Origin of the sequence: Dactylosporangium sp. NPDC050688 (genome assembly GCF_040654515.1) — a bacterium.
GTDB lineage: Bacteria > Actinomycetota > Actinomycetes > Mycobacteriales > Micromonosporaceae > Dactylosporangium.
Window position 1 is genome coordinate 33518 of sequence record NZ_JBFAIC010000008.1, and the last position, 19666, is coordinate 53183.

The 19666-nt window shown below is 72.9% G+C and carries 17 protein-coding genes; 9 read left to right on the top strand and 8 right to left on the bottom strand.

The window, feature by feature from the left end:
• The first annotated feature begins 181 nt into the window (after nt 1-181).
• Nucleotides 182-1474, top strand: a complete 1293-nt coding sequence (serS, locus tag AB0H83_RS10285) for a serine--tRNA ligase (protein ID WP_360090072.1) — start codon at nt 182-184, stop codon at nt 1472-1474.
• A 725-nt stretch (nt 1475-2199) separates the two neighbouring features.
• A complete protein-coding gene (locus AB0H83_RS10290; RefSeq protein WP_360090471.1) occupies nt 2200-2796 on the top strand; it encodes an aldo/keto reductase in 597 nt (198 codons plus the stop codon).
• A gap of 532 nt (nt 2797-3328) precedes the next feature.
• Here AB0H83_RS10290 and AB0H83_RS10295 read toward each other — a convergent pair.
• Both AB0H83_RS10295 and AB0H83_RS10300 read right to left on the bottom strand, forming a co-directional pair.
• Nucleotides 3329-3919, bottom strand: a complete 591-nt coding sequence (locus AB0H83_RS10295) for a TMEM165/GDT1 family protein (RefSeq protein ID WP_360090075.1) — start codon at nt 3917-3919, stop codon at nt 3329-3331.
• Between the two features lie 250 nt (nt 3920-4169).
• On the bottom strand, nt 4170-4574 hold the full coding sequence (locus AB0H83_RS10300; protein ID WP_033358852.1) for a transcriptional repressor: 405 nt from the start codon (nt 4572-4574) through the stop codon (nt 4170-4172).
• Between the two features lie 96 nt (nt 4575-4670).
• Between AB0H83_RS10300 and AB0H83_RS10305 the strand changes: the two genes are divergently transcribed.
• The gene (locus AB0H83_RS10305; RefSeq protein WP_360090078.1) at nt 4671-5162 is read left to right on the top strand and encodes a hypothetical protein; all 492 of its coding nucleotides are present in this window, start codon (nt 4671-4673) and stop codon (nt 5160-5162) included.
• A 3-nt stretch (nt 5163-5165) separates the two neighbouring features.
• Entirely contained in the window at nt 5166-6143 is a 978-nt protein-coding gene (locus AB0H83_RS10310) for a YafY family protein (protein WP_360090081.1), read from the top strand.
• On the opposite strand, the gene AB0H83_RS10315 is transcribed toward AB0H83_RS10310, so the two are convergent.
• Nucleotides 6134-7048, bottom strand: coding sequence for an SDR family oxidoreductase (locus AB0H83_RS10315; RefSeq protein ID WP_360090084.1), 915 nt, complete (start codon nt 7046-7048; stop codon nt 6134-6136). The genes AB0H83_RS10310 and AB0H83_RS10315 overlap by 10 nt on opposite strands.
• A gap of 87 nt (nt 7049-7135) precedes the next feature.
• The gene (locus tag AB0H83_RS10320) at nt 7136-7528 is read right to left on the bottom strand and encodes a hypothetical protein (RefSeq protein ID WP_360090087.1); all 393 of its coding nucleotides are present in this window, start codon (nt 7526-7528) and stop codon (nt 7136-7138) included.
• Nucleotides 7529-7530: 2 nt separating this feature from the next.
• Between AB0H83_RS10320 and AB0H83_RS10325 the strand changes: the two genes are divergently transcribed.
• The gene (locus AB0H83_RS10325; protein ID WP_360090090.1) at nt 7531-8862 is read left to right on the top strand and encodes a CoA transferase; all 1332 of its coding nucleotides are present in this window, start codon (nt 7531-7533) and stop codon (nt 8860-8862) included.
• Here the strand turns inward: AB0H83_RS10325 and AB0H83_RS10330 are convergent.
• Both AB0H83_RS10330 and AB0H83_RS10335 read right to left on the bottom strand, forming a co-directional pair.
• Entirely contained in the window at nt 8832-9491 is a 660-nt protein-coding gene (locus AB0H83_RS10330) for a hypothetical protein (RefSeq protein WP_360090093.1), read from the bottom strand. The two genes, AB0H83_RS10325 and AB0H83_RS10330, sit on opposite strands and share 31 nt — an antisense overlap.
• A 478-nt stretch (nt 9492-9969) precedes the next feature.
• On the bottom strand, nt 9970-11205 hold the full coding sequence (locus AB0H83_RS10335) for an ROK family transcriptional regulator (RefSeq protein WP_360090096.1): 1236 nt from the start codon (nt 11203-11205) through the stop codon (nt 9970-9972).
• 131 nt (nt 11206-11336) lie between these two features.
• Here AB0H83_RS10335 and AB0H83_RS10340 point away from each other — a divergent pair, with 131 nt between their 5' ends.
• The 3 genes from AB0H83_RS10340 (at nt 11337) to AB0H83_RS10350 (ending at nt 13365) form a co-directional block, all read left to right on the top strand.
• Entirely contained in the window at nt 11337-11873 is a 537-nt protein-coding gene (locus AB0H83_RS10340; protein ID WP_360090099.1) for a YciI family protein, read from the top strand.
• Between the two features lie 81 nt (nt 11874-11954).
• Complete coding sequence (locus tag AB0H83_RS10345; protein ID WP_360090102.1) at nt 11955-12302, top strand: hypothetical protein; 348 nt, start codon at nt 11955-11957, stop codon at nt 12300-12302.
• 220 nt (nt 12303-12522) lie between these two features.
• A complete protein-coding gene (locus tag AB0H83_RS10350; RefSeq protein WP_360090105.1) occupies nt 12523-13365 on the top strand; it encodes a universal stress protein in 843 nt (280 codons plus the stop codon).
• Between the two features lie 80 nt (nt 13366-13445).
• Here AB0H83_RS10350 and AB0H83_RS10355 read toward each other — a convergent pair whose 3' ends face one another.
• Nucleotides 13446-14696: a pyridoxal phosphate-dependent aminotransferase family protein gene (locus AB0H83_RS10355; protein ID WP_360090108.1), complete on the bottom strand. Its 1251-nt coding sequence runs from the start codon at nt 14694-14696 to the stop codon at nt 13446-13448.
• 22 nt (nt 14697-14718) lie between these two features.
• Nucleotides 14719-17733, bottom strand: a complete 3015-nt coding sequence (locus AB0H83_RS10360) for an EAL domain-containing protein (protein ID WP_360090111.1) — start codon at nt 17731-17733, stop codon at nt 14719-14721.
• Nucleotides 17734-18215: 482 nt separating this feature from the next.
• On the opposite strand from AB0H83_RS10360, the gene AB0H83_RS10365 reads away from it, so the two are divergent.
• Nucleotides 18216-19619, top strand: coding sequence for a glycoside hydrolase family 6 protein (locus tag AB0H83_RS10365; protein WP_360090114.1), 1404 nt, complete (start codon nt 18216-18218; stop codon nt 19617-19619).
• The last annotated feature ends 47 nt before the right edge of the window (nt 19620-19666 follow it).

The following is a 19666-nucleotide window of genomic DNA, read 5'->3' on the forward strand; positions in this document are numbered from 1 at the left end:
TCGCCGTTGCGCGCCGCGCTCGTCGCGGCGCGGGTGACGGCGCTTGCCGTCGGGCGGGTGACGGCGCTTGCCGTCGCGGCGGGTGACGCGCGGGTGGGGCCATGCGGCCGGAAAAACTGTCGGGCGCACCCGGTAACATCCCAGGTGTCCCGAAAAACCTAGCCAAAGGTGCGCGGCAACCATGCTCGACATCGAGTTGATTCGCAAGGACCGGGCCTTCGTCGAGGCCGCTCTGTCCAAGAGGCTCGAGCCGTCCGAGGTGTCCCGCGTCCTGAGCTCCATCGCCGAGCTCGACAAGCAGCGCCGCGAGCTCATCGGCGACATCGACGCCGAGCGGGCCCGCCGCAAGGAGGAGGCCCGCGCCTTCGGCGCCGCGAAGGCCGCCGGCCAGGCCGTCGAGCCGACCACCCGCGACGCCAAGGCCGCGCTGCAGGAGCTCGAGGACCGCCTCGCCGCCGTGCAGGAGCAGCTCACCACCGTGATGAGCGAGCTGCCCAACCTGCCCGCCGACGACGTCGTAGCCGGCGGCAAGGAGGCCAACGTCGTGGTGAAGGTCTTCGGCGAGGCGCCGAAGATCGAGACCGTCCGCGACCACGTGACCCTCGCCAACGAGCTGGGCCTCGTCGACTTCGAGCGCGGCGTCAAGCTCGGCGGCTCCGGCTTCTGGATCTACACCGGCTGGGGTGCCCGCCTGGAGTGGGCCCTGGTCAACTGGTTCATCGACCGGCACTTCGCCGCGGGCTACCAGTTCATGCTGCCGCCGCACCTGCTGCTCGACTCGGCCGGCTATGCCGCGGGCCAGTTCCCGAAGTTCTACGACGACGTGTTCCACATCGCCACCGACGGCGAGGAGCGCGGCCGCTTCCTGCTGCCGACCTCGGAGACCGCCATCCTCGGCGCCTACCAGAACGAGATCTTCGATACGGCGGACCTGCCGCACAAGGCGTATGCGTACACGCCCTGCTACCGCAGCGAGAAGGCCGGTTCGCACTCCGACGAGCGCGGCACGGTCCGCGGCCACCAGTTCAACAAGGTGGAGATCTTCCAGTTCACCACCCCCGAGGACGGCGAGAAGACCCTCGAGGAGATGGTCGACTACGCCGAGGACCTGGTGAGCTCGCTCGGCCTGCACTTCCGCCGGTCCCTGCTCGCCGCCGGCGACTCCAGCGCCTCGATGCGCAAGACGATCGACATCGAGGTCTGGATGCCCAGCACCGGCAAGTACAAGGAGGTCTCGTCGGTCTCCTGGGCCGGCGACTACCAGGCCCGCCGCGCCGGCATCCGCTACCGCGTGCCCGGCTCGAAGAACAACCGCTTCGTCCACACGCTCAACGGCTCCGCCCTCGCCACCAGCCGCATCTTCCCGGCGATCCTGGAGCAGTTCCAGCAGCCCGACGGCTCGGTCCTGGTGCCCGAGGTCCTCCGCGACAAGGTCGGCACCGACCGCATCGTGAAGCCCACCAAGCGCCGCTGACCGGCGGCCGCCGCCGACCGCACACCACCTGCGACCGCGGCGGGGAGGTGACCGGGCCAACCTGACGGCCCGGCCACCTCCCTGCCGCGCGCATGGGCGCCGCCCGCACGGCGCTACCCTGCTCTGCGCCGCACCGCACCGCACCGCACTGCACCATGCCGCACTGCATTGCGCCGTCCCGCACGGCACGTGCGGCGCCGAGTCGCGCGGGGCGCGAAGCGCGGGGCGCGAAGCACGGGGCGCGAAGCACGGGGCGCGAAGCACGGGGCGCGAAGCACGGGGCGCGAAGCACGGGGCGCGGGGCGCGAAGCACGTGCGGCGCCACCGTATCGGTGAAAACGAGTGCCACGGATTGACCATCGCTTGAGGCGCAGACCGAACCAGCGCAGCGACGTTGCGTCACGCTCCTCGGTCTGGACCATGGGTTACAACCCGGTGGATCCCTGCAACCCGGTGGATCCCTGTCGTCCGGCGGACAGCGATCCACCAGGTAGTGCTGCCCGGTCGCGGACATGCCACAGCCAACGCGCGTCGGCTTTGCAGTACGCATCACGGTGCGTGAGGTGCCACTGGTTCGGCGAAAGGTCTGGCCCTGCGCCGGCGGCGATCTTCGGCCAGAGAGCACCCTCACCCATCTTCGCCGGGTCTGCTGGCCTTCCATTGCGCGTGACAGGACAGTCCTGCCGCGCTGCACCCGTACCCCGAGGATCTCGTCATCGTGACCTCTGCGTTCCCTCGGCGTGGACCGGCTGGACGTGGTGAACCTCCGCATGGGCGATCGCGGACACACCGGCGCGCCGTTCGAGGCGGCGCTGGAAACGCTCATGACCCTGCGCGCGGAATGCCTCGTCCGGCACCTCGGCGTCCCCAACGTCACGCCGGAGCAGGTCGACCGGGCCCGCGCCGTCGCCGAGTTCGTCTGCGTGCAGAACTTCTACAACATCGCCGCACGCGACGACGACCCGCTCGTCGACGCCTGCGCCCGGGCCGGTGTCGCGTACGTGCCGTTCTTCCCCGTCGGCGGGTTCCAACCGCTCACCGCCGAGCACCTGGGCACCGTCGCCGAACGGCATGGCGTCACCGGGCCGCAGGTGGCGTTGGCCTGGCTGCTGGCCCGGTCACCGAACATCGTGCTCATCCCCGGCACCACCTCCCTGGCGCATCTGGAACAGAACATCGCCGCCGCCCAGGTGCGCCTCACCGACGACGACCTCGCCCTGCTCGGAGCCGTGCGGGTAAGCGGCAGCCCGGTGAGGACACGCATCCACCAATGCCGCGATCCTGCCGGCACCACCGATGCAGCGATCCGGCGGCGCCGGTGATGCCGCGATCCGGGCTGCGGCGATGCGAACGTCGCCGCGCCCGGTCCCAGCCCGCCGCATCGCGGTGACCCCCGGCGCATCTCGGCCGTGGCGATCGCAGCACGAGGCGCCGGCCGCGGCCCGCGGTTCCCCGGACGGCTGCGGTCCGCAGTCCACGATCCGCGGTACTGCGGACGAAGCTCGGCGGCCAGCGCGGCGTCGTGGTGATCGTCCTGCGCCCGGACGAACGCGCCGGCAACAATGTGGTCAAGGGCGCCCCGGTCCCGGCCGGCGACGACCAGGACCGGTCCAATCATCTCGGCGAGCCGGTCGGTCCGGCCCGCAGAGCGCACCAAGGGTCACATCAGCGGGCGCGTCAACGAGCGCCGACAACGAGCGCCGTACCGCATCAAGGGCACATCGAGGATCTCGGCGGCGCCGAGCTGCCGGCAGCGGCGGCCTCCCCCGGGCCGAGGCCTGATCGAGGCGACGGATCCGGCCATCGCGGTGGCCGGATCCCCCTCGGGCCGTGGCGTCACAGGGCCCCGCACCGTTACAGGAGCTCGCGGAGGGAATCCACGAGCAGCCAGACGCCGAACAGGGCGAACAGCGTCGCCGCGCCGTACTTGATGGTGCGTTCCGGGAGGCGTTTGCCGAGCATGCGGCCGAGCATGATGGCCAGGGCGTCGGCGGCGACCATGCCGATGGTGGAGCCGAGCCAGGTGCCGAACCAGCCGTGCTGGGTGGCGAGGGTGATGGTGGCGAGCATCGTCTTGTCGCCCAGCTCGGCGAGGAAGAAGGCGACGCCGACGGCGACGATCGCGGAGCGGGTGGTGGGTTGGGAGGCCTTGTCGCGTTCGGCGTCGGTGAGGGAGTCGCCGCGCAGGGTCCAGGCGCCGAAGCCGAAGAACGCCAGGGCCGCGACGAGGGAGATCCAGCCGGTCGGCAGGGCGGCGCCGAGACCGTACCCGACGGCGACGGACACCAGGTGCACGACGGCGGTGGCGACGGTGATGCCGATGAGGACCGGCACGGTCTTGAACCTGGTCGCGAACGTCAGCGCCATCAGCTGGGACTTGTCGCCGAGCTCGGCGACGAAGATGACGCCGAAGCTGATGGCGAGGGCAGCGAGGAAACCGCTCATGGGGTGCAGACAACCTTCCCGGGACGGAGCCGGGAGGAGGGTACGGATGACCTCGACCCGGCTTGTTCAGCCTGAGTCGAAGGTCTCGTCCGCCCCATGAACGCCGACCGGGGGCCGGTCGGAGCCATCCGGCCGCTACAGCCGGGACGGGGCCGCGTGGCCGGGGACGCGAGCGCCCCAGTATGTCGACCACGCAGTTGGGGGACTACTCCCCTTCGCGCTCCCTCACCTTACCCGATCACCTGGAGGATCACCTCGCGCAGCGGCCGCAGGTGCCGAAGATCTCAAGGGTGTGGCTCACGTCGGTGAAGCCGTGCTCCTCGCCGATGCGGTCGGCCCAGCGCTCCACGGCGGGGCCGAGCACCTCGACGGTGCGGCCGCAGCCTCGGCACACCAGGTGATGGTGGTGGCGGTCGCTGCAGCGCCGGTACCGGGTGTCGCTGCCCGGGACCTGCATGACGTCGATCTCGTTGGTCTCGGCGAGCAGCTGCAGCGTGCGGTACACGGTGGTGAGGCCGACGTTGGCGCCGCGCTCGCGGAGCATGACGTGCAGCTCCTGGGCGCTGTGGAAACCGTCGACGTTGCTCAGCAGCGTCATCACGGCGTCGCGCTGGCGGGTGTTGCGCCTGGCGGGGTGCTGCTCCACGTCGTTCACGAGTCGAAGCCTAGGTCGTTCACCCGAAAAAGCTTAGCGTGGCCTCACCAGCGCCGGCAGCGTGGCGCCGTCGCCCGCGCACGGTACGGTGCCGTCGTGGACATCAGCCTTGAGGTCGACGACGAGGATTCCCTGCGGGCGCTGTACCAGTGGCTGCGCGACGACGAGATCCGCCGGGCGGTGCCGGTGACCCTGACGCCGACGCCGCCGCGGCCGGGTGAGATGGGTGCGGCGTTCGAGGTCATCAACGCCGTGGTGAGCAACGGCATCGCGCTCGGCGGCCTGCTCGTCGCGGTGGCGTCGTGGCGCGCGTCGCGGCCGCGGGCGCCGCGGGTGCGCATCCGGCACCGGGACACGGTGGTGGAGCTGGACGGCTCCCCCGACGAGATCCGCCGCCTCGTCGACGCTCTCGACCCGCCGCCGACGACGACCGCCCCGCCGCCGCCCGCCGTCCCGCAGCCAAGAACCGCCCCGCAGCCGGCCGACGAGACCAGCCCAGCCGATGAGACCAGCCCGGCCGATGAGACCAGCCCGGCCGACGAGACCGGTCCGGCGGACGAGACCAGTCCGGCCAGCGGCCGGGAGTAGGCGGTGCGCGCGTCCCGGCTCATCTCGCTGGTGCTGCTGCTGCAGGCCGGCGGCACCGTTACCGCCGCCGAGCTGGCCGAGGCGCTCGAGGTGTCCGAGCGCACCATCTACCGCGACATCCTCGCCCTGTCCGCAGCCGGTGTCCCCGTGTACGCCGAGCAGGGCCGCGCCGGCGGGTACCGGCTGCTGGACGGGTACCGCACGAGGCTCAACGGGCTCAGCCGGGCCGAGGCGGAGGCCCTGTTCCTGTCCGGGCTGCCGGGGCCGGTGCGGGACATGGGCCTCGGCGACGTGCTCGCCGTCGCGGAGCTGAAGGTCGCCGCGGCCCTGCCGGCCCCGATCCGCGACGCCGCCGGCCGGGCGCGGCAGCGGTTCCACCTCGACGTCCCCGGCTGGTTCGAGGACCCGGCGCAGCCGCCGCCGTGGCTGGCCGACCTGGCCCGCGCCGTCTGGGACGACCGGGTGGTGCGGCTGCGGTACCAGCGCCGCGAGGTCGTCACCCGCACCGTCGAGCCGTACGGCCTGGTGCTCAAGAACGGCGCCTGGTACCTCGTCGGGCGGGTCGGCGGCGACCTGCGCGTGTACCGGGTCGACCGGATCGTGGACCTGACCGCGGACGGGTCGGCGTTCACCCGGGACCCGGCGTTCGACCTGGCCGCGTTCTGGGCGGTCCGCGCCGACGAGTTCGTCCGGCGGGTCCTGGCGGACCGGGTCACGATCCGGGTCACGCCGGCAGGGCTGCGGCTGCTGCGGTACGCGGTGGAGGCCCTCGCGGTCCGCGACGCCCTCGCCGGCTGGGAGGAGCGGCACCACCCGGCCGACGAGCAGGGCCGGGTGGTGCTGGAGCTGCCGGTGGAGTCCGTCGGCGTGGCGTACACGCAGCTGCTGCGGCTCGGCCCGGAGGTCGAGGTGCTCGCCCCGCAGGAGCTGCGCGACCTCATGCGCGCCGCCGCCGACCGGATGACCGCGCTCTACCGGTAGCCGGTCGCGTCGGCGGGTTTGCCGGCCTCGTGGACCTCGTAGAAGTACCGGAACCAGTCGGGCCGGCTGCCGTCGAGGTCGGTGAAGCCGTACACCCCTGACAGTTGCCCGCTGGACAGCGACTGCCCGTTCCACCGCGCGACGTCCGGGTCGGCGGCGAGCGCGGCGACGGCCCGCCCCACGTACGCCGGCGACTCCGAGATCACGAAGTGCGGCTCCTTCGCGGTCGCGTCGAGCCAGTTCGCCTCGGTGACGCCGAAGTGTTCGAGCATCATCTCCGAGCGCAGCCAGCCGGGCGTGATGGAGACCGCGGTCGCGCCGTGCGGCTTGAGCTCGTGCGCCTGCGCGAACGCCAGCCGCAGCACCGACGTCTTGGCCAGGTCGTAGAAGAACGACACCCGGTAGTTGCCGGCGTTGAACTCGTTGGTGCCGTCGGTCACCTCGACGACGAGCCCGCCCGGCCGGCGGATGAGCAGTGGCAGCGCGGCGTGGCTGGTGATGATGTGCGTGTCGACGGCAAGACGCAGGATGTGCAGGCCGGTGTCGAGGGAGTCCTCCCACAGCGGCTTGTCCCAGGTGAACAGCCCCTCGGCGCCCCAGATGTCGTTGACGAGCACGTCGAGGCGGCCCTGCTCGGCGTCGATACGGGCGACCAGGTCGCGCACCTGCTGCGGCACCAGGTGGTCGACCTGCACGGCGATGCCGACCCCGCCGGCTGCGGTGACCAGCTCCGCGGTCTCCTCGATCGTCTCCGGACGGTTCATCTCCGACGGCTGCTGCCGGGTGGTACGACCGGTCGCGTACACGGTGGCGCCGGCGGCGCCGAGCTGCACCGCGATCTGCCGGCCCGCTCCCCGCGTGGCCCCGGCGACCAGCGCGACCTTGCCTTTCAGTGGTGTGTTCATACCGCTGACGGTGCCAGGAAAACCTGACAACCGGTGTCCGACTTTCTCAGCGGGTCTCGGCGGGTCGTGCTGTCAGCGGTTCTGCGCTCAGCGGGTCTTGCCGTCGACGCGGGGGCGGTGCACGCCGTCGACGGCGACGCAGATGCCGTACACCTTCGCGTGGCCGGTCCAGCCGTTGACCCGCCCGCGGTTGTTGCTGATCTGCACCCGCGCCCCGGCGGCGTCGACGGCCGAGACCAGGTGCAGGTAGACCGTGCCGGCGACCTTCGCCAGCACGATGTCGCCGACCTCGACCTTCGCCGGGTCGACCGGGCTGACCGTCACCAGCTGGCGGCTGCGCACCAGCGGCACCATCGAGGAGCCGCTGGGCCGCAGTTGCACCGTCGCGCCGGCGGCGACCCGCGCGGCGGCCATGTCCAGAGCACCCATCGTGACGAAGAGCATGCCGCCGGTGCGGTGCGGTGTCGAGCGAGAATGCACGGATGAACGTCGAGCTGTCCGGTCCCGCCGTCCCCCGGGCCCTGGCCTCGCCTCTCGCTGTCGCCGGCTGCGCGACCGCGGCGGTGGCCAGGTGCCTGGACGCCGCCGCCGACCTCGCCGAGGCCCGCACCGGCCGGCGGCCCGCGGTCGCCCTCGACACCGCGCACGTCGCCGCCGCCGTGCGCGCCGAGGCGCTGCTGCGCGACCCGGCCGGCGAGGGCATCGGCGGGTTCGCCCCGCTGTCGCGGCTGTGGCCGGCCGCCGACGGCTGGGTCCGCACCCACGCCAACTACCCGTGGCACCTCGCCGCGCTGCTGGCCGCCCTGGGCACGGACGAGGCCGGCGTGGCCGCCGCGATCGCGGACCGGCCCGCCGAGGAGGTCGAGCGGCTGGTGTACGACGCGGGTGGCCTCGCCGTGGCCGCCCGCGACCCCGGCCGCTGGCCCGATCCGGAGCCGGGCGCGCCGCTCGTGCGCACCACGCCCCTGACGGCCGCCACGCCCTTGCCGGCCGCCGCGCGCCTGCCGGCCGCCGTGGGACTGCCGGGCGCCGCGGGACTGCCGGGCGCCGCCGCCGGATCGTTGCCGGCGGCGGGGGTGCGGGTGCTCGACCTGACCAGGGTCATCGCCGGCCCGGCCGGCACCCGGATGCTCGGCGCGCTCGGCGCCGACGTCCTGCGCGTCGACCACCCGGCCCGGCCGGAGCTGCCGATGCACGCCGTCGACGGGGTCGTCGGCAAGGCCAGTACCCTGCTGGACGCCGGCACCCCCACCGGCTTGGACACCCTGCACCGGCTGCTCGACCGCGCCGACGTGCTCGTCACGGGGTACCGGCCGGGCGCGCTGCGCCGGTTCGGCCTCGACCCGGACCAGGTCGCCGACCGGCACCCCGGCACGGTCGTGGTCACCCTGTCCGCGTGGGGCACCACCGGCCCGTGGGGCGCCCGGCGCGGCTTCGACAGCCTGGTCCAGGTCGCGACCGGCATCGCCCGGCGCACCCAGGACGGCGCCGGCCGGCCCGGTGCGCTGCCGTGCCAGCTGCTGGACCACGCGACCGGGTACCTCGCCGCCGCCGGTGCGCTCGCCGCGCTCACCGAGCGGGCCCGCACCGGCGTCGCCGCCCACGTCGAGGTGTCCCTCGCCCGGACCGCCCACTGGCTGCTGGACACCCCCGCCGACCCGGACCCGCCGCGGGACACGCCGGTCGCGCCGTACCTGGTCCCGCTCGGCAACGGCTGGACCGGCGTCAGCCCGCCCGGCACGATCGACGGCGCGCCCCTCGCCTGGCCGCACCTGCCACCGTCCTACGGCACGGCGGCCGCCGCCTGGGGCTGAGCGGCGGACACCGCGATGTCCCGCATGGCGTGCAGCACCACCGCCCCGTCGGCCGGCGACACGTGCGCGGCGTCGAGGTAGACGGTGAGCCGTACCGCTGCCGAACCCTCACACGTGGCGTCGTCGACGTGCACGAACAGCGGCTCGAACGTCGGCGCCTCCTGCCGCTGCACCCACCGGAACCCGGCCGGCGCGTCCGCCGTGCCCGCGCCGCGCCGGTCGTTGAAGTAGCAGCCCAGCTCGATCGGCGCGCCCCGCTCCCGGCCGACCCGCTCGACGAGGTCCGCCATCTGCGCCTGGTGGAAGTACGCGTACTTGTACGCCGTCAGCGCCGCCCGACCGGCCCGGCCCAGCAGCTCGTCGAACGCCCCGTCGCCGACGTCGAGCCGGAACAGCCCCGCCTGCGCCAGGGTGCACACCACGCCGGCGAGACCCGGCCGGAAGCGGTTGCTGGTGATCGGCCGGATCACCACCGGGTCCACGCCGACGACCCGGCGCAGCGCCGCCGCGTACAGGGTCAGCAGCACCGTCGCGGACTCCACGCCGCTGCGGGCGCTGATCGCCCCGACCGCCGCCGGCAGGTCCGTCGAGGTGAGCTCGCCGTGCCAGTACCGCGGCGAGGCCCGCACGGCGGGCGGCGGGAACCTGACCGGCTCGACCTCCCGGACGATGCGCTCCCGGCCCTCCTCAGTTTTCTACTTCCGGCGGCAAAGTTTTCACATCGTGCGCAAGAAGTCCGCATCCGCCATGGTGCATTGAGCCAATTGACACGCCGAACCAGGCGGCGCCGCCCCCAGCCCTCTGATGATCTTGCACGCTTGATCGAAGTCCCGCCGTGGCTATCCAGGCGACCAGCACGCGACTTCGATCTGTGACGGTCCAGCCGGCGCGACGAGGGTGCTCGCCAGCGCACGACGCCCGTCCTGGCGGCGGGTCCGGTTCGATGCGTCGCCCAGCCCGTCGTGGCGCCGCAGCTTCGCCCGGCCGTCGCAGGAAGTACCGGCTCAATGATGATCTTGCGTGCTTGATCGAAGTCCCGCCGTGGTCATCCAGACGGCCAGGGCACGACTTCGATCAGCACAGTGGTCCGGGCGGTGCGGGGTGGCTCTAGCTGGTCGGGCGGCGCAGGGTGGCGAGGATCGAGTCGCGGACCGCGGAGCGTCCCGCCTCCTGGGCGCCGAGCAGCGGCGCGTCGTCCTGCAGGGTACTGGTCGCGATCGCCGTCTCCAGTGGCGCCGCCTCGGCCAGGGCGGTCGCCACCGCGGTGCCCAGGACCGGGCCGCCGGCCTGGCCGACCTCGCCGCCGATGACGACCAGCGGCGGGTCGAGCACGGCCACGACCGCGGACAGGCCGATGGCGATCCGGCCGGCGAGCGTGGTGACGAAGCCGCGGGCGGCGGCGTCGCCGTCTGCGGCGCGGGCCACGGCGGCGGCCATGGTGCCGGCGGCGGTGCTCTCCTGCAGGCCGTACTCGGCGGCAAGGTCCAGCACGGCGCCGCCGCCGACGAGGTCCTGGAAGCCGACGCGGCCGGTGAACCCGCGGCCGCCGGTGACGCCCGGCAGCATCATCGGCATGTAGCCGATCTCGCCGGCGCCGCCGCGGGCGCCGCGCAGCAGGGTGCCGCCGAGGTCGATGGCCAGGCCGAGGCCGGCCTCGCCGAGCCACAGCAGCGTGAAGCTCTCCGCGTCGCGGCCGGCGCCGTGGGCGCGCTCGGCGACGGCGGCGAGGTTGACGTCGTTGTCGACGCCGACCGGCACGCCGAGCCGGCGGCGCAGGTCGTCGACGAGCCCGGGGCGGCCCCAGCCGGGGACCTCGACGTGGTGCAGGACGTCGGTACGCGGGTCGTAGGACCCGGCCACGGCGATCTGCACCTGCGCCACCGGGTCCGGGGCGATCCGGGCCTCCTTGCACACGTCCTGGACGGCGTCGACGACGGCGGAGACCGGGTCGGTGCGGGTGAAGTCGACGGCCAGCTCGAGCCGCCCGCGGACGGTCCCGGCGAGGTCGGTCACGGCCGCGGACACCGCCGGCAGCCCCGACCCCGGCGAGCCGGGGGCGTCGGCGGCCCGGTCGCGCACGGACAGCGCGACGGAGTACGCCGCGTCCGGGTTCACCGCGTACACCTCGGCGTTGGGGCCTGGGCCGGCGCTGACGTAGCCGACAACGGTGACCAGCTTCGCCTCCGTGAGCCGCCGCAGCGCCTCGGAGATCGTGGGCTTGGACAGGCCGGTCAGCTCACGCAGGTCGCCGCGCGTGAGGGTGCCGCGTTCGAGGACATGACTCAGGGCCGCCGCGTCGTTCATGGCCCTGAGCAGCTTGGACGATCCGCCGAGATGCGTCATGGTGGCTCGAACCGTATGGGCGTCTGTCGGCGGGTGTCAATCGCGCCCACGGTCGGGTGGCCGTCACTGAACCTCATGAATGGTGCCGGCGGCGCGACTGCCGTCGTGACCGCATGGCAGACTGCCCCACCATGCTGCACTTCGTCTGGGGCGTCGATGTCCCCGGCACCGGACCGCTGCGCGAGAAACTGCTTGAGGAGCACTGGTCGTACATGGACCGCTTCGTCAAGGAGCTGACCGCCCGCGGCCCGACACTGAGCGACGACCGCACCGAGGCCACGGGCAGCATCCACATCGTCGAGCTGCCCGACGTCACCGCGGCGCGGGCATTCGCGTTCGACGAGCCGAACTTCCGCGCCGGTGTCTACGATCCCGTGCTGCTGCTGCGGTACGACGACACCCTGGGCGGCACCATGTGGCAGCACGCCTCCGGATCCGGCGACGGCTTCCTGGTCATCGGCCATGCTTCGCCCGGTACCCAGCCGCTGCCGGCCGGCCCTCCGGCGCGGGGCGTGCTCGCGCGCGGTGAGCTGTACTCCCACGACGACGGCGGCTGGGCCGGCACCGCGGTGCTGGTCGAGGCGGCGCAGGTGCGCGCCGAGGACGTCCTGCCGGGCGGGTACGACGAGGTCGAGATCCACCCGTGGTGCATGGGCGGGCGCCGGTAGCCGCCTCCCAACCCTGCGGTCCGGGCCGCGGGCGTGTACGGTGCCGCTCGATTGATTCATCGCGAGGGGAGCGCGGGTGCCATGCACATCAACGACTTTTTGAGCGCGATCCCGATCGGTCTGCTCATCGGTGTCCTCGGCCGGCTGGTCCTGCCGGGCCGGCAGTCGATCGGGCTGTTCATCACGTTCCTCATCGGCGTGGGCGCGGCACTGCTCGGCACGCTCGTCGCCGAGCTGGTCAACGTCGACGACAAGGCCCTGACCAAGGTCTGGAAGATCGAGTGGAGCTGGTGGGAGCTGGCGATCCAGGTCCTGTTCGCCACGATCGGCATCGGGCTGGCCAACATGCTGACGTACACCAGGCTCGCCTCCGGCAACCCGAAGCCCCGCAAGCGCACGACCCGCCGCAAGAAGAAGTCCGAGAGCTGACCGGCGCGGGCGGGACTGGTCGCTGCCTGCCGCCGCGGAGACCGGTCGAGCCGGCCCCGCAAGGACTTGTCGACGGCTGTCCTGCGAGGACTGCCGACAGCTTTCCTGTGGGGACTGTTTGCCTGTGGGCTTCCTGCGGCGACTGGCTTTCCTGCGGGACTGGCGGCGGCTGTCCTGCCGGGGACTGGTCGATGCCTGTCCCGCGAGGGACGTTGGAGGCATGGACAGACCAGTGGTCGTCGGCGTCGACGGTTCCGTGGCGAGTCTCGGTGCGGTGCGGTGGGCCGCCGACGAGGCCGCCCGGCACAACCGGCCGCTGCGGATCGTGCACGCCTTGAGCTGGGAAGGCTCCGCCGACGGGCAGGGCGTCGTGCTCGACGCGGCCGCCGACGCGCGGGGCTGGCAGCCCGGCATCCCCGTGGAGACGGTCACCGTTGGTGGCCCGGCCGCGCGCGTCCTGCAGGAGCAGTCCCGCGCCGCGAGCCTGGTGGCGATCGGCGGCAGACCCCACGAGGGCGGCCTGCTCAACTCGTCGGTCGGCGCCCACCTGGCCGCGTTCGCGCACTGCCCGGTCCTCGTGGTCAACCACGGCGAACACTGGCTGACCGAGGACCGGCGCCCGCTGGACCGATGGCCCGGCCCTCCCGCCGCGGACCGCGCCGGCCCCGGCGCCGACCCGTTGACCGCCGAGCCGGGCACCGCCCCGGTCGTGGTCGGCGTCGACGGCTCCCCGTCGAGCTGGCGGGCCCTCGAGTTCGCGTACGACGAGGCCCGCTCGCGCGAGGTCCCCCTGGTCGCCATGCACGCCGGCCACGACCGGCCGCACACCACCGTCTACGCCGACCTGGCCCCATGGCTGCGCCGCCACCGCGACATCGACGCCAGGTTCGCCGGCACCGACGAGCCGGTGCTGGAGGCGCTCACGTCCGCGGCGGACACCGCGCTGCTGCTCGTGGTGGGCGCGCACCGGGCGTCCTGGTACGAGCAGCCCAGGCCGAACCCGCGCACCCAGCTGATCGTGCACCACGCGGCCAGCCCCGTGCTGGTGACCCGCAGCGTCTGACCCGCCGGTCCGGCCTGCCGCGCCAGCACCGCCCCAGCGCGCCCGGCCCAGCCGCAGACCCCCGCCCAGCAGGCGCAGCGTCAGCTTGCGCTCGTCTCCCGGGCCGACTGGAACACCTCGGCCGCCGCCAGCTCGCTGATCACCGCGTTCAGCTCGTCGATCTGCTCGTCGGTGTTGGCGGCCGTCACCTGGACCCGGAAGCCGACCTGGTCGCGCGGCACGCCGGGGTACGGGGCGAGCGTCACGAACAGCCCGCGCCGCCACAATAGCTCCGACACCTCGACCAGGTCGCGGTCCAGGGCGATCGGCAGCTCGATGATCGGGGTGTCGTCGGTGTTGGGGGTGAAGACGCCGAGGCCGCGCACGTGCTGCAGGACACGGGTGGACATGCGGTGCAGGTCGGCGCGCAGCTTGTCGCCCCGGTCGGCGTTGACGTCGAGGCCGGCCAGGACGGTGGCGAGCGACGCGGTCGGCGACGGGCCCGAGTACAGGTACGGGGCGGCGGCGGCCTTGAGCCGGTTCTTCAGCACGGTCGGCACCGCCAGGAACGCCAGCAGCGACGAGTACGCCTTGGAGAACCCGCCGACGAGCACGACGTCGTCGTAGGACTCGCCGAAGTGGCGCACGATGCTGTTGCCGCGGGCGCCGTACGGCGACGTCTCGTCCGACGTCCGCTCGCCGATGACGCCGAAGCCGTGCGCGTCGTCGACGTACAGGATCGCCCCGTGCGCCCGGCACAGGTCCAGGTACGAGACGATCCGGGGGATGTTGCCGGTCATGCTGTTGACGCCGTCCATGCAGACCAGGACCGGGCCGGGCAGGTCCGTGGCGAGCAGCGAGGCCAGCTCGTCGATCGTCTTGAACCGTTTCAGCGTGGCGCCCAGGCCGCGGGCGTGCACGCAGCCGTCCCAGATCGTCTTGTGCGCGCGGCTGTCGACGAGCAGCGTGCCCTGCTGTGCCAGTACGGGGATGACCGACAGGTGGATCTGCGTGATCGTGGGCAGCACGAGGGTGTCGGGAGCGCCGAGCAGGTCGGCGAGGCGCTCCTCGATGCGTGGGTACAGCGCCGGGTTGCCCAGCATCCGTGACCAGCTGGGGTGGGTGCCCCAGCGGCGCAGCTCCCCCTCGACGGCGTCGATGATCTGCGGCTCGAGGTCGAAGCCGAGGTAGTTGCACGACGCCCAGTCGGTGAGCCAGTGCTCGCCGACACGAATCCGGCGGCCGTCGACCTCGTCGATGACGGCGTCGTAGTAGCGGGTGGTGGCCCGCAGGTGGGCGATGCCGCTGTAGCGCGGGTCGTCGTCGACAGCAGCGGCGAGGTGGTTGAGCACAAGTCCTCCGTGGCCCCTAGGGTCAGGCCGCCGTCTGACTTCCCCGTTGAAGCCCCGACGCTTCCTCCAACAACCATTGACTCGCGTCACCGTAGCTCAACGGCCTGGAGAACAAGTACCCCTGCCCGAGATGGCAGCCCATCGTCACCAGCAGATCACGCTCGGCCTCGGTCTCGATGCCCTCGGCCACGATCTGCAACTGCAGGATCCCGGACAGCTGCACGATCATGTCGACGACGGCGTGCTGCTCGGCGGAGGACACGATGGTGTCGATGAAGCTCTTGTCGAGCTTGAGCACGTCGACCGGCAGGCGGCGCAGGTACGACAGCGACGAGAACCCGGTGCCGAAGTCGTCGATGGCGATGCGGACGCCGGCCTCGCGCAGCTCGGCGAGCTCGGCGGCGACCTCGCCGTCGTCGTGCAGCAGCAGGCTCTCGGTCATCTCCAGCAGCAGGCTCGCCGGCGGCAGGCCCATCCGGTCGATCTCCTGCAGCACCCAGCGGGAGAAGCCCTGCTCCCGGCCGCGGAACTGGCGGACGGAGACGTTGACCGACACGTACACGTCCTCGCCGGGGTGCAGCAGGCGCCACTGCGCGGCGGCCTCGACGGCGTTGCGCAGCACCCACGCGCCGAGCGGCACGATCAGGCCGCTCTCCTCCGCCACGGAGATGAACTCGGCCGGGGGGACCATGCCGCGGGTCGGGTGGTTCCAGCGCACGAGGGCCTCGAAGCCGTGGGTGCGGCCGTCGCCGATGGCCACGATCGGCTGGAAGTGCAGCAGGAACCCGCCGTCGGCGATGGCCCGGTCCAGGTCGGCGCGCAGCTTGTGCCGCTCGACGACGGCGCTGTGCAGCGACGACTCGTAGCGGCGCCAGCGGTCCTTGCCGGCGTCCTTCGCGACGTAGACGGCGAGGTCGGCGTGGCGCAGCAGGTCCTGGGCGTCGGCGGCCTCGGCGGTCGTGGCCACGCCGATGCTGACGGTGGCGTTGACGTCGCCGTGCGGCAGCTGGAACGGGGCGGCGAAGCTCGCGAGGACCTTCTCCGCGACGCGTTCGACGTCGGCGGCGGTGCCGGCCCTGCGGACCAGGGCGGCGAACTCGTCGCCGCCGAGCCGGGCGACGGTGCCGGCCGCGCCGTAGGAGCCGTCGACGGAGCGCAGCGCCTCGGTGAGCCGCTTGCCGACCGCGACGAGCAGCGCGTCGCCGGCGCTGTGGCCGAGGGTGTCGTTGACGACCTTGAAGTCGTCGACCTCCATGATGAGCACGCCGACGGTCGCGCCGTTCTCGGCGCCGGAGCTGACCGCCTCCTGCACCCGGCCGAGGAACACCTCGCGGTTCGGCAGGCCGGTCAGCGCGTCGAAGGTGGCTCGCTGGTACAGCTCGGCCTGCAGCCGGCTGCGCTCGGTGACGTCGCGCAGGGTGACCACGATGCCGCCGACGGTCGGCTCGCCCCGCAGGTCGCGGAACGTCGCCTCGACCAGGGCGGGCCGGCCGTCGGCGCCGACCACGCGCAGGTCGTCGCCGGGGCGGTCGACGCCGCGGGTGCGCAGCTCGTGCAGGCGGCGGTCGACCTCGACGAGGCTCTCCTTCGCGAACGCCATCGGCAGCGGGGTGCCGTCGAGCTCGTCGCTGCCGAACAGGGCCCGCGCCGACGGGCTGGCGTAACGGATCTGGTCGTGGTCGCCGACGATGAGGATGACGTCGGCGGTGTTGAGCACGAGGGTGCGGAAGTACGCCTCGCTGTTGCGCCGGCCGATCTCCTCGCCGAGCGCGATGCGTTCCAGGGCGAGGGCGGCCTGGGTGGCGAGGATCTGCGCGGCCTCCTGCACGCCGACGAGCGTCACCTCGTCGGCGGCGATGTACAGCGCCCGCCCCGACTCGCGCCCCTCGACCGGCGCCAGGGGGCAGCACAGGGTGACCTCGAAGTCGCCGAGCTCCTCGGCGAGGGCCGGGGCGAGCGTGCGGGTGTAGGGCATCGACACGACCCCGTCGCCGTCGCCGGCGGCCGGGGCGAGCACGACCCGGTGCGGCCGGCCGAGGGGCAGCAGCTCGGCGATCGCGGTGCGCACGGTCGCGGTCACGCCGGCCTCGTCGGTCGCCATCAGCAGCGCCGCGCCGGCCCGCCGCAGCCGCCGCTCCCGCTGCACGGTGCGCCGCTGCACGTTGACGGCGCGGCCGAGGCGCAGCAGCACCATGCCCGACAGCAGGGCCGAGGACGCGGCGATGACGTTGGCGTCGTGAACCTCGCCGTTGCGCATCTCGAAGTACAGCACGCACGGCGCGATGAACAGGGCCAGCCCGAGCAGCAGCAGCCGGCCGAAGTGCTCCTCGCCGGCCCGGTGCACCTTGGGCTCGGTGAGCTCGCGCATCGACGGGTGCAGCGCCGCGACGCCCCACAGCACGTAGAACGCGGCCCATCCGAGGTCGACGGGGCCGCCGGTCTCCCAGACGCCGTTGAGCTGCTTGAGCCCGTATCCGACGTCGGCGCTGAGCAGGCCGATCCCGCCGGCGGCCAGCAGCAGCAGGGCCGGGCTGCGCCGCGCGGCGCTGATGAGCCGCGCGCCGACGGCGAGCACCACGATGTCGGCCAGGGGGTAGGCGATGGAGATGCCCTTCTCCAGCACCGACAGCGCCGGATCCTCCACGTAGGGCCGGATGAGGAAGATGTACGACAGCAGCCCCAGCCCGGCGGTCACGGTGACCGCGTCGTACAGGCCGTTCGGGTCGCGCCGGGCCACCCCGATGTGGATCAGCCCGACCAGCGCGGCGGCGATCAGCACGTACACGGCCAGGTAGAAGCCGTCGGCGACGGACGGGAAGCCCTGCCGGTCCAGCACGCGGGTGAGCACGTCGGCGATGAGGTCGCCGGTGATGAACGAGGCGACGGCCCCGGCGAGCAGGTACCAGGGTGCGCGCCGGCGGGGTCTGTTGATGCGCACGCCGGTGACGATGGCCGCGACGCTCAGCACGCCGATCGCCGACCACAGGACCAGGTGCAGGGAGGGCAGCGCGAAGTTGGCCACCACGAGGGCAGCCATGATCACACAGTAGCCGGCCAGCACCCTACGCGGCGACACGCAACCCTCCCGACCGTCACGGCGGCGGCCCCGACGCTACCCAGTGACACCCGTTAACGCCCCATCGGCACGGGGCCGGTCCCATTTAGGCTTTTTGGCGAGGGGAGCCATCGGCCTGCCCTCACCGTAGATTGTTTGCTGCCGAATGAGGAATACCTTGCAAGGACGTGCCATGCGGCGCCGACCAGGGTTTTTGCGGCAATAGCGTGCTATGCGGATTTCGCCCTACCCGACCGTGTCGATCTTGCGTACAGGGTGCGTTCGGGCCGTCTACGGTGCGCGATCGTTCACGAATTCATTCACTTCATTCGGCAAAAGGTAACTTTCACGCCATCTCGGCGTATCCCAGCAGGTCGGCGCCGCGGCCCGCGCTGACGCGTGGACCGTCCCCCCGGCCCGGCCGTACGGTCGGCCTTCCCGTGACCCCCGGAAGGACCAGCACCGTGCTCCGATCGCTCCGAAAATGGCAGACCGCCGTCGCCGCGCTCGCCGCAGTCACCGCCGGCACCGCCGGGCTGTGGCTCGCCGGCGGCGGGTCGGCCAGCGCCGGCACCATCACCGGCACGTTCTACCGTGACCCCGACTCGCAGGTGATGCGCTGGCTCGCGGCCAACCCGGGCGACTCGCGCGCCGCCCTGATCCGCGACCGCATCGGCGTGCAGCCGCAGTCGAGATGGTTCACCAGCCCGAACACCGCCGCCACCACCAGCGGCGTGCAGTCCTACGTCGGCGCCGCCAACGCCGCCGGGCAGATCCCCGTCCTCGTCGCGTACGCCATCCCCAACCGCGACTGCGGCGGCGCGTCCGCCGGCGGGACCACCAACCTGACCGAGTACGCCGCGTGGGTGCGCGCGTTCGCCGCCGGCCTGGGCAACCGCACCGCCGTCGTGGTGCTCGAGCCGGACTCCCTGGCGCTGCAGACCTGCCTGGACAGCGCCGGCGTGACCGCCCGCGGCAACGCCCTGGCCGGCGCGGTCACCACCATCAAGCAGGCCAACCCGCAGGCGAAGGTGTACCTCGACGGCGGCCACTCCGCCTGGAACTCCGCCGGCGACCAGGCCAACCGGCTCGTCGCCGCGGGCGTGCGCAACGCCGACGGCTTCTACACCAACGTGTCGAACTTCCGCACCACCGCGGACGAGGTCGCGTACGGCCGCAACATCCTCAACGCGATCGGCGCCGGGAACCTGCACCAGATCATCGACACCAGCCGCAACGGCCGCGGCCCCAACGGCAGCCAGTGGTGCGACCCGTCGGGCCGCGGCGTCGGCGTCGGCCCGACCACCAGCACCGGCGAGGCCAGCGTCGACGCGTACGTGTGGATCAAGCTCCCCGGTGAGGCCGACGGGTGCGCCGCAGCGGCCGGGCAGTTCGTGCCGGACCTGGCGTACCAGCTGGCGCTGAACGGGGTCGTGCCGTCCACGCCGCCGTCGTCGCCGTCGGTGTCGCCGTCGCGGTCGGTGTCGCCGTCGGCGTCCGTGTCGCCGTCGGCGTCGGTCTCGCCGTCCTCGTCACCGTCGGTGCCGACCGGCACCGGGTGCTCGGTGGCGTACCGGGTGGACAACCAGTGGAACAACGGCTTCACCGCGACCGTGACGATCACCAACCGCGGCCCGGCCGCCGTCAACGGCTGGACCCTCACCTTCGCCTTCCCCGGCGACCAGCGCATCAGCAACGCCTGGAACGCCACCGCGACGCAGAGCGGGACCTCGGTCACCGCGCGCGACGGCGGCTGGAACGGCAGCATCCCGGTCGGCGGGACGGCGAGCTTCGGCTTCCAGGCCGGCTACTCCGGCACAAACGGGGCCGCCACCGGCTTCAAGCTCAACGGCACCACCTGCTCCTGACCGGTCCGCGTGGCCGGGGTCGCCCAGCGGCCCCGGCCACGCCACTG